The organism is Allobranchiibius huperziae, assembly GCF_013410455.1.
Classification (GTDB): Bacteria; Actinomycetota; Actinomycetes; order Actinomycetales; family Dermatophilaceae; genus Allobranchiibius; species Allobranchiibius huperziae.
In genome coordinates, this window is sequence record NZ_JACCFW010000001.1 from 775041 (window position 1) to 790033 (window position 14993).

Annotated in this window: 13 protein-coding genes; 11 read left to right on the forward strand and 2 right to left on the reverse strand. The window is 71.4% G+C overall.

What is annotated here, in order from left to right:
* Positions 1-99 precede the first annotated feature (99 nt).
* The 5 genes from shbA (at position 100) to HNR15_RS03715 (ending at position 6104) form a co-directional block, all read left to right on the forward strand.
* On the forward strand, positions 100-678 hold the full coding sequence (gene shbA, locus HNR15_RS03695) for an RNA polymerase sigma factor ShbA (RefSeq protein WP_179483568.1): 579 nt from the start codon (positions 100-102) through the stop codon (positions 676-678).
* Entirely contained in the window at positions 675-1523 is an 849-nt protein-coding gene (locus HNR15_RS03700; RefSeq protein WP_179479225.1) for a hypothetical protein, read from the forward strand. The genes shbA and HNR15_RS03700 overlap by 4 nt, the downstream gene beginning before the upstream one ends.
* A 48-nt stretch (positions 1524-1571) precedes the next feature.
* Positions 1572-3098: an IMP dehydrogenase gene (gene guaB, locus HNR15_RS03705; protein WP_179479227.1), complete on the forward strand. Its 1527-nt coding sequence runs from the start codon at positions 1572-1574 to the stop codon at positions 3096-3098.
* Between the two features lie 57 nt (positions 3099-3155).
* Positions 3156-4277 (forward strand): GuaB3 family IMP dehydrogenase-related protein, encoded by a 1122-nt coding sequence (locus tag HNR15_RS03710; RefSeq protein ID WP_179479229.1) that lies wholly within the window; start codon positions 3156-3158, stop codon positions 4275-4277.
* Positions 4278-4379: 102 nt separating this feature from the next.
* Positions 4380-6104, forward strand: coding sequence for a GMC oxidoreductase (locus HNR15_RS03715; RefSeq protein WP_179483569.1), 1725 nt, complete (start codon positions 4380-4382; stop codon positions 6102-6104).
* A 12-nt stretch (positions 6105-6116) separates the two neighbouring features.
* Here HNR15_RS03715 and HNR15_RS03720 read toward each other — a convergent pair whose 3' ends face one another.
* A complete protein-coding gene (locus HNR15_RS03720; RefSeq protein WP_179479231.1) occupies positions 6117-7883 on the reverse strand; it encodes an ABC transporter ATP-binding protein in 1767 nt (588 codons plus the stop codon).
* Positions 7864-9597, reverse strand: coding sequence for an ABC transporter transmembrane domain-containing protein (locus HNR15_RS03725; RefSeq protein ID WP_179479233.1), 1734 nt, complete (start codon positions 9595-9597; stop codon positions 7864-7866). Before HNR15_RS03725 ends, HNR15_RS03720 begins: the two co-directional genes overlap by 20 nt.
* A 102-nt stretch (positions 9598-9699) precedes the next feature.
* Here HNR15_RS03725 and HNR15_RS03730 point away from each other — a divergent pair, with 102 nt between their 5' ends.
* The 6 genes from HNR15_RS03730 to HNR15_RS03755 all read left to right on the forward strand — a co-directional run bounded on the left by HNR15_RS03730 (position 9700) and on the right by HNR15_RS03755 (position 14988).
* A complete protein-coding gene (locus HNR15_RS03730; RefSeq protein ID WP_179479235.1) occupies positions 9700-10530 on the forward strand; it encodes an SURF1 family protein in 831 nt (276 codons plus the stop codon).
* Entirely contained in the window at positions 10527-10913 is a 387-nt protein-coding gene (locus HNR15_RS03735; RefSeq protein WP_343048408.1) for a DUF3817 domain-containing protein, read from the forward strand. The genes HNR15_RS03730 and HNR15_RS03735 overlap by 4 nt, the downstream gene beginning before the upstream one ends.
* Before the next feature lie 43 nt (positions 10914-10956).
* Positions 10957-12534 carry a glutamine-hydrolyzing GMP synthase gene (gene guaA, locus HNR15_RS03740; protein WP_179479237.1) on the forward strand — a complete coding sequence of 526 codons (1578 nt, stop codon included), beginning with the start codon at positions 10957-10959 and terminating at the stop codon, positions 12532-12534.
* 75 nt (positions 12535-12609) lie between these two features.
* Positions 12610-13401 (forward strand): SDR family NAD(P)-dependent oxidoreductase, encoded by a 792-nt coding sequence (locus HNR15_RS03745; RefSeq protein WP_179479239.1) that lies wholly within the window; start codon positions 12610-12612, stop codon positions 13399-13401.
* A complete protein-coding gene (locus tag HNR15_RS03750) occupies positions 13398-14312 on the forward strand; it encodes a DMT family transporter (protein ID WP_179479241.1) in 915 nt (304 codons plus the stop codon). Before HNR15_RS03745 ends, HNR15_RS03750 begins: the two co-directional genes overlap by 4 nt.
* 1 nt (position 14313) lies before the next feature.
* A complete protein-coding gene (locus HNR15_RS03755; protein ID WP_179479243.1) occupies positions 14314-14988 on the forward strand; it encodes a DUF3159 domain-containing protein in 675 nt (224 codons plus the stop codon).
* Positions 14989-14993: the final 5 nt, after the last annotated feature.

The following is a 14993-nucleotide window of genomic DNA, read 5'->3' on the forward strand; positions in this document are numbered from 1 at the left end:
AGCCAGATGAGTCTCGGCGGTTCGCAGCCGACGCCCCACGAGACGTGGGGCCCTGCGGCGACCCTCGGCGACGACGTAACGAAATCGATTCGACCCACGATGGAACCGGCGGACGCGCAGATTCCGCTGTGCGACCTGGTGGCAGAAGCCTGCGATGGGGATGCGGCGGCCACCGACCAGCTGATGGCAGCTGTGCACCAGATCGCCCTCCGGTATGCACGCGGGCGACTCGGACGGCACTCGGCTGCCACCCATGCGGCCGCGGATGCCGCGCAGGAGGTGTGTGTGGCCGTCTTGACCGCACTTCCGCGCTATGTCGACCGCGGGCTGCCCTTCGAGGCGTTCGTCTACCGGATCGCCGCCAACAAGGTGGCCGATGTGCAGCGCGCCGTGATGCGCGGCCCGCAGCCCACCGACGAGGTGCCCGAATCGGTCGACACCGCACCCGGACCCGAGGCCGCCGCCGTCGCCGGCGAGCAGGCGGACCGGATCTGGAAGCTGCTGCACAAGCTCTCGCCGCAGCACCGCGAGATCCTCACCCTGCGGGTCGCCGTCGGCATGAGCGCCGACGAGACGGCCGCCGCGCTGGGGATGACGGCCGGTGCCGTCAGGGTCGCTCAGCACCGTGCACTGACGCGGTTGCGCTCGCTGCTCCCCACCGGGGGTGAGGCGCTGTGACACCCCCCTCCATCCACCGCATCCAGAGCGACGACGAGCTGCTGGACCGGATCGGCTCGCGCGCCACGGCCCGCGACGGCGTACCCGACGACGATCTGACCGACCTGCTCATCGGCTGGGTCGCCCACGTGGACGACGCGCCCGCGGCAGCGTCGGACAAGACGCCCGGACGCTATGCCCGCACCCGGCGCGGCGGCGTGCGCGCCGGCGTCGCCGCCGCGGTGCTCGTCGGCACGCTGTCGGTGAGCGGTATGGCCGCCGCGGTGACCAGCACCACCGTGCCGGTGCTGCAACAGCTGGGTCAGGTGACCAGGGGACTGGTCTTCGTGCCGCCCGATGCCGCCACCCAGCACCAGACGCCGTCGCCGGGCGCGCCGATCGCCGACGGCACGGCCACCACGTTCCTCACCGCGCCCCCGCCGCCCGGCACGCCGCAGGATCGCTACACGAGCTCGGCGTCAGCGTTGTCGCCGTCCTCGATCTTTCGCCGCCCGGCTCCTGGGTCGACGTCCTCCCGGCGACCGACGTCCTCCCGGACCGCGCCCACCTCGACACCGCCGCTCACGTCGAAGCCCACGACGACCGCGCCCACGACGCCTCCGAGGACCACGGCGCCCACCACAGCGCCGACGTTCACCGTGACCCCGACCACGCCTCCGACGTCGACCGGTTCGCCCACCGGCACCTCGGGGCCGACCCGCACCGTGCGGCCGACCATGCCGACGAGCCCGGGCGCGAGTTCGCCGACCACGACGGTCCCGACGAGCCCGACGCCGCGGCTGTCCACGTCGACGTCCTCCTCGCCGCCGGCGCCGTCCTCGACCCCCGCGGGCAGCGCCGGCTGACGCGGGCCACCGGAAATCAGCCGCGCCGCAGCCGCCTATAATCGGGTGATGGCGCAGGACAGGTCCGACGACACTTCTCTCCCCGCGATATTCGGACCGCTCGGGCTGACGTACGACGATGTGCTGCTCCTCCCGAACGAGACCGACGTCATCCCGAGCGAGGTCGACACCACCAGTGCGCTCACCCGTGAGATCAGCCTGAAGGTACCGTTGATCTCGGCCGCGATGGACACCGTCACCGAGTCGCGGATGGCCATAGCGATGGCCCGCCAGGGCGGCATCGGCGTCCTGCACCGCAATCTGTCCATCACCGACCAGGCCGACCAGGTCGACATGGTCAAGCGCACCCAGACCGGCATCATCGACCGTCCGGTCACGATCGGGCCGGACGCAACCCTGGAGCAGCTGGACGAGATCTGCGGTCGCTACCGCGTGTCCGGCCTGCCGGTCGTGGACCCCGACGACCGGCTGATCGGCATCATCACCAACCGCGACCTGCGCTTCACTCCTGTCGCGGAGTGGGCCACCACCAAGGTCGACGAGGTGATGACCCACCCGCCGCTGGTCACCGGCCCGGCCGACATCAGCCGCGAGGCCGCCACCACCCTTCTGCGCCAGCACAAGCGCGAACGGCTGCCGCTGGTGGATGCGGACGGGCGCCTCGCCGGTCTGATCACCGTCAAGGACTTCGTGAAGTCCGAGCAGTTCCCGCTGGCGTCCAACGACGAGCACGGTCGGCTGCTGGTGGCGGCCGCGATCGGCTACTTCGGCGACGCGTGGGAGCGAGCCACGACGCTCGTCGAGGCGGGCGTGGACGTGCTGGTGCCCGACGTCGCCAACGGGCACGCCCGGCTGATGCTCGACATGATCCGCAAGCTCAAGTCCGACCCCGCGACCCGCCACGTGCAGATCATCGGCGGCAACGTCGCGACCTATGACGGTGCCAAGGCGCTCGTCGAGGCCGGCGTCGACGCGGTCAAGGTCGGGGTGGGACCGGGCTCCATCTGCACCACGCGCGTGGTCGCCGGCGTGGGTGTGCCGCAGGTGACCGCGGTGTACGACGCGGCACGGGCCGCCCGCCCGGCCGGCGTACCCGTGATCGCCGACGGTGGGCTGCAGTACTCCGGCGACATCGCCAAAGCCCTGGTGGCAGGGGCGAGTTCGGTGATGGTCGGGTCGCTGCTGGCGGGGTGCGAGGAGTCGCCCGGTGAGCTGATCCTGATCAACGGCAAGCAGTTCAAGGCCTACCGCGGGATGGGCTCGCTCGGGGCCATGGCCTCGCGCGGCAAGAAGTCGTTCTCCAAGGACCGCTACTTCCAGGCCGACGTCGCCAGTGACGACGAGATCGTGCCGGAGGGCATCGAGGGCCGGGTCGCCTACCGCGGTCCGCTCGGCGCGGTCACCCGGCAGCTGGTCGGCGGGCTGCACCAGTCGATGTTCTACGTCGGGGCGCGCACCGTGCCGCAGCTGCAGGAGCGCGGCCGCTTCGTGCGGATCACCTCCGCGGGGCTCAAGGAGTCCCACCCGCACGACGTGCAGGGCATCGTCGAGGCGCCCAACTACTCAGGTCGCTGACCCGCGCCCCAGCGGCGCGTTTCGGGCCGCAGCGGGTGCGACCGCTAACCTGACGCGGTGAGTGAGATCGAGATCGGCCGCGGCAAACGAGGACGTCGGGCGTATTCGTTCGACGACGTGGCGGTTGTGCCGTCGCGACGCACCCGGGATCCCGAGGAGGTGTCGGTCTCCTGGCAGATCGACGCCTACCACTTCGAGCTGCCGGTGATGGCCGCGCCGATGGACTCGGTGATGTCGCCGGCCTCCGCGATCGCGCTCGGCCAGCTCGGCGGACTGCCGGTGCTCGACCTCGAGGGCCTCTGGACCCGCTACGAGTCGCCCGAGCCGCTGCTGGCCGAGATCGCCTCCCTGGATCCGGCCAACGCGACCGCGCGGATGCGCGAGCTCTACGACAAGCCGATCCGGCCCGACCTGATCGAGTTGCGGCTGAAGGAGATTCGCGGATCCGGGTGCACGGTCGCCGGCGCGTTGTCGCCGCAGCGCACCCAGGAGCACTGGCGCACGGTGGTCGACGCCGGTGTCGACCTCTTCGTCATCCGGGGCACCACGGTGTCGGCGGAGCACGTCTCGGGCCGCGCCGAGCCGCTGAACCTCAAGCGCTTCATCTACGAGCTCGACGTGCCGGTCATCGTCGGCGGCGTGGCGACGTACACCGCCGCGCTGCACCTGATGCGCACCGGCGCCGCCGGCGTCCTGGTCGGCTTCGGCGGGGGAGCGGCGCACACCACGCGGCGTACCCTCGGCATCCACGCACCCCTCGCGTCGGCGGTCGCCGACATCGCGGCCGCGCGCCGTGACTACATGGACGAGACCGGCGGGCGCTACGTGCACGTCATCGCCGACGGTGGCCTCGGCACCAGCGGCGACGTGGTCAAGGCCGTCGCCTGCGGCGCCGACGCGGTTATGCTCGGCGCGGCACTGGCCCGCTCGACCGAGGCACCGGGGCGTGGCTTCCACTGGGGCTCCGAGGCGCACCACCACGACCTGCCGCGCGGCGAACGGGTCGAGGTCGGCACCGTCGGCACCCTGGAGCAGATCCTGACCGGCCCCGGGCAGTCCGCCGACGGCTCCACCAACATGGTCGGGGCGCTGCGCCGCGCCATGGCCACCACCGGATACTCCGATCTGAAGGAGTTCCAGCGGGTCGAGGTCGTCGTCGCCCCGTACCAGCGCAGCTGACAATTCGGCGCGCCGATCGGCTTCCCTCAGTGACCGCGGTCACCTACTGTGCAGTAACTACTGCTGAGTAGCCGGCCGCGACGAGGGAAGCGATGGATGGCGATGACGACGTACGACCATGACGTAGTGGTGATCGGCTCCGGGTTCGGTGGTTCCGTGGCGGCGCTGCGGGCGGCGGAGAAGGGCTACGACGTCCTGGTCTACGAAGCCGGACGCCGTTTCGAGGACTCCGACTTCGCGAAGACCTCCTGGGACGTGCGCAAGTACCTGTGGGCGCCGGCGTTCAAGTGCTTCGGCGTGCAGCGCTACCACCGGCTTCCCGACGTGATGGTCCTGGCCGGCGCCGGTGTGGGCGGGGGATCGCTCAACTACGCGAACACGCTCTACAAGCCGCCGACCCCGTTCTTCCAGGACCCGCAGTGGGCGGGCATCACCGATTGGGAGGACGAGCTCACCCCGCACTACGACGTAGCGCGCAGGATGCTCGGCGTGGTCGAGGACAACCCGTGCTGGGGCGCCGCCGAGGAGATCATGCAGAACGCGGCCGCACAGCTCGGCGCGTCCAACACCTTCCGCAAGACGCCCGTCGGGGTGTTCTTCGGTGAGGCCGGCAAGACCGTGCCGGACCCGTATTTCGGCGGCGAGGGCCCGGAGCGCACCGGTTGCACCGAGTGCGGCAACTGCATGGTCGGCTGCCGGGTCGGGGCGAAGAACACGCTGATGAAGAACTACCTGGCGCTCGCCGAGCGCAAGGGCGTGCGGATCGAGCCGATGCGCACGGTGGTGCGCCTGGAGTCGCTGGGCGGCGACGAGGGGTTCCGCGTCACCACCCGGTCCACGGGAGCGTGGGTGCGCGCCGATCGGCGTACCGTCACCGCCCGGCGTGTGGTGCTCGCGGCAGGCACCTGGGGCACCCAGCAGTTGCTGCACCGGATGAAGGCCGACGGGTCGCTGCCGCGGCTGTCCGACCGGCTCGGTGTGCTCACCCGCACCAACTCCGAGGAGCTGGGCGGGGCCGCCGCCGTACGAGTCCCCGCCGACCCCGCTGTCGACCTCACCAAGGGCGTTGCGATCACCACCTCGTTCCACCTCGACGGCGACACCCACGTGGAGAACTGCCGCTACGCCAAGGGCTCGAACCTGATGGGGCTGCTGTCGACCCTGCTGATCAACGGCGACAAGTCCCTGCCCGGCAGGACCGGGGAGCTGCTCACCGCGTTCGCGAAGCAGCCGATCCGGCTCAGCCGTGCCCTCGGCCCGAAGTGGAGCGAGCGCACCATCATCGCGCTGGTCATGCAGTCGCTGGACAACTCGATCACGGTCGGCGCAAAGCGACGGCTGGGCCGGGTCCGCCTGACCAGCACGCAGGGTCACGGTGAACCCAACCCGAGCTGGATCCCGACCGGACACAAGGCGATCCGCGCGATCAGCGATCAGCTGAGCAAGCTCGGCGACGTCGACGTGGTGCCCGGCGCGTGCTGGCCGGAGTTCCTGGGGATGCCGATGACCGCGCACTTCCTCGGCGGCGTCACCATCTCCGACTCGCCGCGGACCGGCGTCATCGACCCGTATCAGCGGGTCTGGGGCTACCCGGCCTTGTCGGTGGTCGACGGCGCGGCGGTCTCGGCCAACCTGGGCGTCAACCCCTCGCTCACCATCACCGCTCAGGCTGAGCGTGCCCTCGCGATGTGGCCCGCCAAGGGCGCGGACGACGGACGACCCACTCAGGGTGCGGCGTACGAACGAGTGCCCGCTCCGGCGGCGCGGGTGCCGGGCACGCCGCTCGGCATCCCGCAGGTGCCGGCGAAGGTGCCGACCGCGGTCTGACAGCGTCCAGGGTCACTCGTCGCGCCAGGAGTGCCACAGCGCGGCGTACGCGCCGTCGGCGGCGACCAGCTCGGCGTGCGGGCCGATCTCGGTGATCCGGCCGTCCTCGACCACGGCCACCCGGTCGGCGTCGTGCGCGGTGTGCAGGCGGTGGGCGATCGCGACCACGGTGCGTCCCTCGACGACGGCGTTGAGGGAGCGCTCCAGGTGGCGCGCGGCGCGCGGATCCAGCAGCGACGTCGCCTCGTCCAGCACCAGGGTGTGCGGATCGGTGAGCACCAGCCGCGCCAGTGAGAGCTGCTGCGCGGCGGCATCGGTCAGCGTCCGGCCGCCCTGCCCGATGCGGGTGTCGAGGCCGTCCGGCAACGCGGACGCCCACGGCAGGGCGTCCACCGAGCGCAGCGCCGCCCAGAGCGTCTCGTCGTCGGACGCGGGCCGGGCGAGGAGGAGGTTGTCGCGCAGCGTCCCGACGAAGACGTGGTGCTCCTGGGTGACCAGGGCGACCTCGCCGCGCAGGTCGTCCAGCGGGAGTTCGACCAACGGCACCCCGCCGACGGCGACCGAGCCGCTGCCGGGGCCGTCGATGCCGGCGAGCAGCCGGCCGAGGGTGGACTTGCCCGCGCCGGAGGGCCCGACGATCGCCAGCCGTTCGCCGGGGGCCAGATCGAGGTCGATGCCGTGCAGCACCTCGCGTCCGGCGCGGTAGGAGTAGCGCACGTCGCGTGCGGCCAGCCGGGAGTCGCTCGGGCGCGCGTCACCCGCCTGGCGGTCGGGCGGCAGGTCCTCGATGCCGATGATCCGGGCAAGGGCGCTGGCACCGACCTGGATCTCGTCGAGCCAGGACAGCAGCTCGTCGATGGGGTCGCCGATGGCCAGCGCGTAGAGCACGATCGTCACGACCTGACCGAGGTTCGCGTGGCCGTGCGCGACCAGGAAACCGCCCCACAGCAGCGCCACGCCGACGGGCAGCATGGCGCCGAGGTCCACGGTCGGGAACCACCACATCCGCAGTCGCAACGTGTAGAGCTCGGCGTCCCACATCCCGCGGATCGCGCTGTGCAGCCGGGAGCGCCGCACACCCTGCAACGACAGTGCGTCGATCGTGCGGGCGCCCTCGATGCTCTCGCTCACCACGCCGTTCGTGACGGCGTACGACGCCCGCTCCCGTGCGTAGCCGGGCCCGGCGAAGCGCAGGTAGCGCTTGGTCGACAGGGACAGCAGCGGCAGGGTGATGAGCAGCGACAGGGCGACCAGCGGGTTGACCAGGAAGGCGGCCCCCAGGGTCAGCAGCGAGGTGACTGCCGCGACCAGGGTGGCCGGCACCCCGAACCGCACCGCGTAGGAGAGCGCATCGACGTCGTTGGTGGTCCTCGAGACCAGCTCGCCGGTGCCCGCGCGCTCGACGGTCGAGAGCGGCAGCTCCAGCACCCGGTCGATGAATCGCTCGCGCAGTCCGGCGAAGACGGTCTCGCCCAGCACGTACGCCGAGCGGCGGGCCGTCCAGGTCAGGGCGGTCTGCGCGAGCACCACCACGAGCAGCGCGACGCCGAACCGGTCGATGGTCGCGTTGTCGATGCCGTGCGAGAGCCGCTCGATGAGCTCGCCGAACAGCCGCGGTGCGCACAGGGCGGCGACGGCCGCGAGCGCGTGCAACCCCACCGTCACGATCAGCGCGCGGCGATGCCGACGCATCAGCATCCGGGCGTGCCGGCGCACGGCGGCGCCGTCGGCGACCGGCAGGACGGTGGGCTTCGCGACCTCAGGCGTGAGCGGGCTCATCGATGTCCTCCTCTCCGCGCAGGACGACGCGTCGGTAGGCCGGCGAGGTCCTCGACAGGTCCGCGTGGGTGCCCTCGGCGACGATGCCGCCGTCCTGCAGCAGCAGCACCCGGTCGGCCTGGTCGAGCAGCAGGGGGCTGGCGGCCATCACGACGGTCGTGCGACCGCGGCGCGCGGCGGCCAGCCGGGCCGCGATCCGCGCCTCGGTGTGCGCGTCGACGGCGCTCGTCGGCTCCACGAGCACCAGGGTCTCGGCGCGGGTGAGCAGGGCGCGTACGAGGGCGAGCCGCTGACGCTGCCCGCCCGAGAAGGACCGGCCGCGCTCCTCGACCTGCGACTGCAGCCCGTCTTCCAGGGCCAGCAGCACGTCGTGCGCGTCGGCGGCGTCCAAGGCGGCGGCGATCTGATCGGAGGTGCTCCGGCCCGCGGGGTCGAGCTGATCGAGCAGCGTCCCGGCGAAGAGCCGCGGGTCGACCTCGGACACGACGACTCGCGAGCGGGCCTCTCGCACAGCGACATCCGCAAGACCTACGCTGCCGAACGTCACGTCGGTGCCCCCCTGCCCGAACCGGCCCAGCCGGTCCGCCAACGCGGACGCCTGCGCGGGTACGTCGCAGACCACGGCCGTCAGCAGGCCGGGCGCGAAGACCGCGCCGGTGGAGGGGTCGACCAGTTCCTGCGGACCGTCGGGCAGATGCGCGGTCGGGACCTCACCGGTGTGGTCGCCGGGGATCTGCAGGACCTTGATGATGCGGCCTGCCGCGACGCGGGTCGCGAGGAACTTGCCGGTCATCTCCGTCGCGGTCGACAGCGGCATCACCAGGAAGGTGGAGTACCCGTAGAACGCCACCAGCTCGCCGGGCGTGATCGCGCCGGAGTGCACCGACCGGGCGCCGAGCCAGGTGACCACCAGCATGAAGATGCCGGGCAGCAGCACCTGCGCGGAGTCCAGCGTGGACTGCGGGGTCGCGACCCGCACCCCTTCGAGGCGTACGCGTTCGGACTGCTCGGCATAGCGGCGACGGAAGGTGTGCTCGCCGCCGATGCCGCGCAGCACGCGCAGTCCGGTGACGGTGTCGGCGCCCAGCTCCGAGAGCCGGCCGGACTGTTCGCGCTGCGCCTGCTGGCGTCGTTGCAGGGGCTTGATCACCGCGGCCAGGGCGGTCAGCAGGACCGGCACCCCCAGCAGCACCACCAGACCGAGCGGGAGTGAGCTGCGCAGCAGGATGATCGCGACCACCAGGTAGGCGACGATCGCTCCGACGAACCGGGCGAACGCGTCGTAGGACTCCGCGAAGCGGGTGGCGTCGGTGGCCGCACTGGCCACGACCTGGCCGGTCGGCATCGCCCGGGGCAGCGCCTCACCGGAGTCGGTGGCGTGCTCGCCGACCAGTTGCATGCAGCGGAACGCCGCCTGCAGCCAGTTGAGCACCGCGAAGCGGTGCCGCAGCACCCCGGCGCCTGCGGCGACCGCGGCGAGCACGATCAGCGTGAGTGACCACAGCACCAGCGCGCCCATGTCGTGCCCGCGGATGCCGTCGTCGGTGCCCCGGCTGATCGCGGCGGGCATCATCGCGAGACACAGCATCCAGACGATCGCGCAGCAGACCCCGCCCAGCACCGTGCGCCACTGCAGGCGTGCGGTCCATGCCATGAACCGCACCGGCGACCGCAGATCGGGTGTCCCGGGGTCGTCGTACGGCAGGGGTCTCATGGCGTGCTTCAGCCTAGGTCGGGCGGGGACGCGGACGCGATCGGTTTTCTGCGCGGGAGGGCTGGGCGTCGGCGCACAGCCGCCGGACGCACAATGGAGACCATGCTCCGGGCCGCTCTCACACCGCGCCTCATGGGCCTGTTCGTGCTCATGGTCGTGCTCGTCGTGGCGTTCGTACTGCTCGGCATCTGGCAGCTGGACGTCGCCCGCAGTGCCGGGCACGCCACCGCGAACCACCAGATGCAGGACCGGCCGGTCACCGCGATCACCTCCGTGATGCAGCCCGCCGAGAGCTTCCCCTCCAACGGGTCGCTGCGGCCGGTGCGGGCGACCGGGCACTACGACGGCGCCCTGCAGGAGCTGGTCGCCGGGCGGACACTGGACGGACACAACGGTTTCTGGGTGCTGACCCCGCTGGTGGTGGACGGCAACGGGGCACGACTACCGGTCGTCCGCGGCTTCGTCGCCGACCCGACGCACGTGCCGGCGCCCCTGACCGGAAGCCGCCAGGTCACCGTGACCGGTGCGCTCGCCCCGGGGGAGTCGCCCGCGACCGGCAGCTACCCGAGCGGCCAGATCGGCGCGATCAACCTGGCGGTGCTCGCGAACACCTGGGGTGGCACGGTCTACAACGCGTTCGTCTTCGCCACGGACGAGTCACCCAGCGCGACCGCCGCACCCGTGGCGACGTTCCCGCCGCCGCAGCCGGGAGGCGGCGGCTTCCACCTGCTCAACGCCGGATACGCCGTGCAGTGGTGGGCATTCGCGTGTTTCGCGGTCTACGTGTGGGTGCGGATGGTGCGTGACGAGTACGCCGCGGAGGAGGCCGGGCGGGCCGCCGAGCTCCCGTCCGGGCCGGTCGCGGACAATGGCGAAGGCACGGACGGCGAGCAGACCGCCGCGGCATCAGTCGAGACGAAGGACCGGCAGTGAGCGAGCAGACCCAGAAGGCGGCGCGACCCTCCGGGCGCACCCTGATCGACCCGGCCAAGGCGCGTAAGGGGCTGACCTTCTTCAAGGTGATGGCGGTCATCGTCGGGATCGGCCTGCTGCTGCTGACCGCCCAGGTGATCCTCAAGTACGCCTTCGACAACGGTGCGCTCGACTGGTGGCCGCAGCCGCACGGCCTGGTCTACATCGTCTACATCGCCGCCACCGTCAACCTCGCGTTCAGGATGCGCTGGGGGCTGCTCAAGATGGTGGGCGTCATCCTCGCCGGCTGCGTGCCCTTCCTGTCGTTCTACATCGAGCGCAAGGTGAGCGCCAACGTCGAGGGCGACCTCGCGGCGCTGCAGGCGGACACCCCACGCGGCTGAGCGGCGTCCTCGGGGCCCGTCGCTGCTGGATAGAATCCAGCAGGTGACCGCCCCCCTGCAGGAGCACCCCGTCCTCGTCGTCGACTTCGGCGCGCAGTACGCCCAACTCATCGCCCGCCGCGTGCGCGAGGCCTCGCTCTACAGCGAGGTGGTTCCGCACACCACCCCGGTGCAGGAGATCCTCGACCGCGAGCCCGCCGCCATCGTGCTCTCCGGCGGCCCGTCCTCGGTCTACGCCGACGACGCCCCCGGCCTGGACCCGGCCCTGCTCGAGGCGGGCGTGCCGGTCTTCGGCATCTGCTACGGCTTCCAGGCGATGGTCAAGAGCCTCGGTGGCAACGTCGAGCACACCGGCCTGCGCGAGTATGGCGCCACGATGGCGCAGATCGTGGACACCGACTCCACCCTCTTCAACGGTCAGCCCGACGAGCAGTCCGTCTGGATGAGCCATGGCGACGCGGCCTCCGAGGCGCCCCCCGGTCTGCGGGTCACCGCCACGACGCCGGGTGCGTCGGTCGCGGCGATCGAGGACGACGAGCGTCAGCTGTACGGCGTGCAGTGGCACCCCGAGGTCATGCACTCCACCTTCGGCCAGCGGGTGCTGGAGAACTTCCTGGTCCGCGGCGCGAAGCTGTCGCCGGACTGGACGCCCGAGGCGATGGCCGACCAGCTGGTCGAGCAGGTGCGCGAGCAGGTCGGCTCCGCACGGGCCATCTGCGGGCTGTCCGGCGGCGTCGACTCCTCGGTGGCGGCCGCACTCGTCCAGCGAGCCATCGGCGATCAGCTCACCTGTGTCTTCGTCGACCACGGGCTGTTGCGCGAGGGCGAGGCCGAGCAGGTCGAGAAGGACTTCGTCGACGCGACCGGCGTCGACCTGGTCGTCGTCGACGCGACCGACCAGTTCCTGAACGCCCTTGCGGGAGCGACCGACCCAGAGGAGAAGCGCAAGATCATTGGCCGGGAGTTCATCCGCTCGTTCGAGAAGGCCGCCCGCGACATCGTCGGCTCCCAGCAGGACGACGAGCACCCGGTGAAGTTCCTGGTGCAGGGCACGCTCTACCCGGACGTGGTGGAGTCCGGCGGCGGCACCGGTGCGGCCAACATCAAGTCCCACCACAACGTCGGCGGTCTGCCCGACGACCTGCAGTTCTCCCTCATCGAGCCGCTGCGCACCCTGTTCAAGGATGAGGTGCGCCAGGTCGGGCTGGAGCTCGGGGTGCCCGAGGGCATCGTGTGGCGCCAGCCGTTCCCCGGCCCCGGCCTCGGCATCCGGATCATCGGCGAGGTGACCCGCGACAACCTGGCGATCCTGCGCCGCGCCGACGCCATCGCCCGTGAGGAACTCACCGCTGCGGGCCTGGACCGGGACATCTGGCAGTGCCCGGTGGTGCTGCTCGCGAATGTCCGCTCGGTCGGCGTCCAGGGTGACGGCCGCACGTACGGTCACCCGATCGTGCTGCGTCCGGTGTCCTCCGAGGACGCCATGACCGCGGACTGGACCCGCCTGCCGTACGACGTCCTGGCCAGGATCTCCGGCCGCATCACCAACGAGGTGAGCGAGGTCAACCGGGTCACCCTCGACGTGACCAGCAAGCCGCCGGGCACCATCGAGTGGGAGTGATCCGCCCGGTCCGACCTGCGGTGACCGGCCGCTAGAGTCGGTCGGTCGCATAGATCGTCTATCGAGGAGACGGTGGTGGACCTGCACGATCGCGTCGCCCTGGTGACCGGCAGTTCGTCGGGCCTCGGCACCGCGCTCGCGCACCGTCTCGCCGCACGGGGCGCCGTCCCGATCGTCCACGGACGCGACGGCGGGCGGACCGCAGCCGTCGCGGGCGATCTTGGTGCGGCATCCGTCGTGGGCGACCTCGCGGAGCGGGCCCCCCGCGAACGGGTCGTCGCCGAGGCACTCGCCGCGCACGGCCGCATCGACCTGCTCGTGGCGAACGCGGGCATCGGCTGGGCCGGGACGCTGACCGCCATGCCGACGGAGACGGTCGACGCCCTCGTCGCCACCAATCTGACCGCCACGATGCAGCTGACCCGGTCGGTGCTGCCGGGCATGCTCGAGCGCGGCACGGGCGGCTTGTGCTTCGTCACCAGCATCGCCGGTCGGGTCGGCGTGGCCGGTGAGTCCGTCTACGCCGCGACGAAATCCGGCGTGGACGCGTTCGCCGAATCGCTGCGTCTGGAGCTACGCGGCACCGGGATCGGCGTCACCGTGGCGGTGCCAGGCGTCGTCGAGACGCCCTTCTTCGAGCGTCGCGGCGCCGCGTACGACCGCAGCAGCCCGCGTCCGCTGTCGGCCGACGTCGTCGCGGCCCGCATCGTGCGCGCCATCGAGCGCGACGCCGGTGAGGTCTGGACGCCCCGCTGGCTGCGGTCCGCCGCGGTCGTACGCGCGGTGGCGCCCTCGGCGTACAGCGGCCTGGCCGCGCGATTCGGTCGCCCGATCCGACCCGGGCGGGCGACGGAGCGCACGCCATGATGCTGCTGGTGATCGCGCTCGCCCTCGCGGCCGCGTTCACGTTCGCCCTGTCGGCCATGATCGAGCAGCAGGAGGCCCACGCCCAGCGGGCCACCGGGCAGCACGAGATCGCGACGGTCCGGGGTTTCGCCGGGTTCATCCGGCATCTGCTCACCCGTCGGCGCTGGCTCTTCGGGTGGCTCATCAACATGTCCGGTTTCGGGATCCAGGCGGCCGCCCTGCAGCTGGGCACCGTCGCCATCGTGCAGCCCATCATGACGATGCAGATCTTCTTCGCGCTGCTCCTGTCCACCGGGGGCTCGCGCGACCAGCCGAGGCGGCGCGATTTCGCGTTCGGGCTCTCGATCTGCGCCGGTCTGGTCGTGCTGCTCACCGTCGGGCGCGCCGCGCCGCTGCGCGGATCGCCCGACCGCGACCGTGTCGCGCTGATCCTGGTCCTCATCGCGGCCACGGTCGTCCTCCTGGTGGTGGTGGCCCGTCGCACCGGCGGGATGCTCGCGAGCTTCCTGCTCGCGACCGGCGCGGGGATGTGTTTCGCGGCATCGGCCGTGCTGATGAAGCTCACCAGCGCGTCCCTGTTCGGTCCCGGTGTCCTCGCGACGGCGAAGGACTGGCCGGGCTACACCCTCGCGCTGTCGACGCTCGGCGGCCTGCTGCTGGAGCAGGCGGCGTTCTCGCAGGGTTCGCTGCCCTGGCCGTTCGCGGCGATGAGCATCACCAACCCGATCGTCAGTTATTGCGCCGGAATCTTCGGATTCCACGTCGAAGTGCCGCATTCACCCCCGGATCTTCTCGCGGTGGCACTCACCGGCACGCTTCTCATCATCGGCATCACCGGGCTGTCGCACTCTCCGCTGGTACGACACGCCGACTCCTCAGCCCATCCCAAGGAATCGATGTCACCATCATGAGATGACGGATGCGCCGAGCGCGATTCCAGCCGCCCCCGAGAGCGGCCGCCTGGTGATCGACCGAGCACTCGTGCGCTCGTCGGTACGCCGCGGCGCTCGTCTCATCACCGAGACCGTCCTGGTCCCGTCACTGCTGCTCTACGTCAGCATCTTCACGATCGGCCAGGTGGGAGGCCTGATCGCCGTCCTCGTGTGGTGCGCGCTCACCCTCGCCATCCGGTGGCGCCAGGGGCACCACGTCCCGCGCACCCTGCTGCTCGCCGTCGCGATGCTGGTGGGCCGCACGAGCATCGCGCTCGCCCTGTCCAGCGTCTACGTCTTCCTGTTGCAGCCGATCGCCGGATCCGCCCTGATGGCGACGATCTTCCTGGTCAGCGCCGCCGTCGGTCGACCGATCACCCTGCACCTCGCGCGCGATTTCATCACCCTGCCTCAGTTCTTCCTCGACGACCGCCGGGCCCGCCGGATGTTCACCCAGGTCTGCGTCATCTGGGGCGTCTCGCGCCTGATCGACGTCGCGATGAGCGTCGGCGCGCTGCACCTCGGCATGAGCACCGGCGTGCTCTCGCGCGGCCTGCTCAGCACCTCGCTGACCGTGCTGTCGGTCGTGATCTGCACCGCCTGGGGCTGGAGCCGGATCGCCCGGATGCCGAATTTCAGCATCGCCACCGCCTGAGCGAT

Excerpts from the sequence above, each read along its gene's own strand:
- HNR15_RS03715 (WP_179483569.1), top strand. The coding sequence starts at position 4,380 with ATGACGACGTACGACCATGACGTAGTGGTGATCGGCTCCGGGTTCGGT.
- HNR15_RS03730 (WP_179479235.1), top strand. The coding sequence starts at position 9,700 with ATGCTCCGGGCCGCTCTCACACCGCGCCTCATGGGCCTGTTCGTGCTC.
- guaB (WP_179479227.1), top strand. The coding sequence starts at position 1,572 with ATGGCGCAGGACAGGTCCGACGACACTTCTCTCCCCGCGATATTCGGA.
- HNR15_RS03750 (WP_179479241.1), top strand. The coding sequence starts at position 13,398 with ATGATGCTGCTGGTGATCGCGCTCGCCCTCGCGGCCGCGTTCACGTTC.
- HNR15_RS03755 (WP_179479243.1), top strand. The coding sequence starts at position 14,314 with ATGACGGATGCGCCGAGCGCGATTCCAGCCGCCCCCGAGAGCGGCCGC.
- HNR15_RS03725 (WP_179479233.1), bottom strand. The coding sequence starts at position 9,597 with ATGAGACCCCTGCCGTACGACGACCCCGGGACACCCGATCTGCGGTCG.
- shbA (WP_179483568.1), top strand. The coding sequence starts at position 100 with ATGGAACCGGCGGACGCGCAGATTCCGCTGTGCGACCTGGTGGCAGAA.
- HNR15_RS03720 (WP_179479231.1), bottom strand. The coding sequence starts at position 7,883 with ATGAGCCCGCTCACGCCTGAGGTCGCGAAGCCCACCGTCCTGCCGGTC.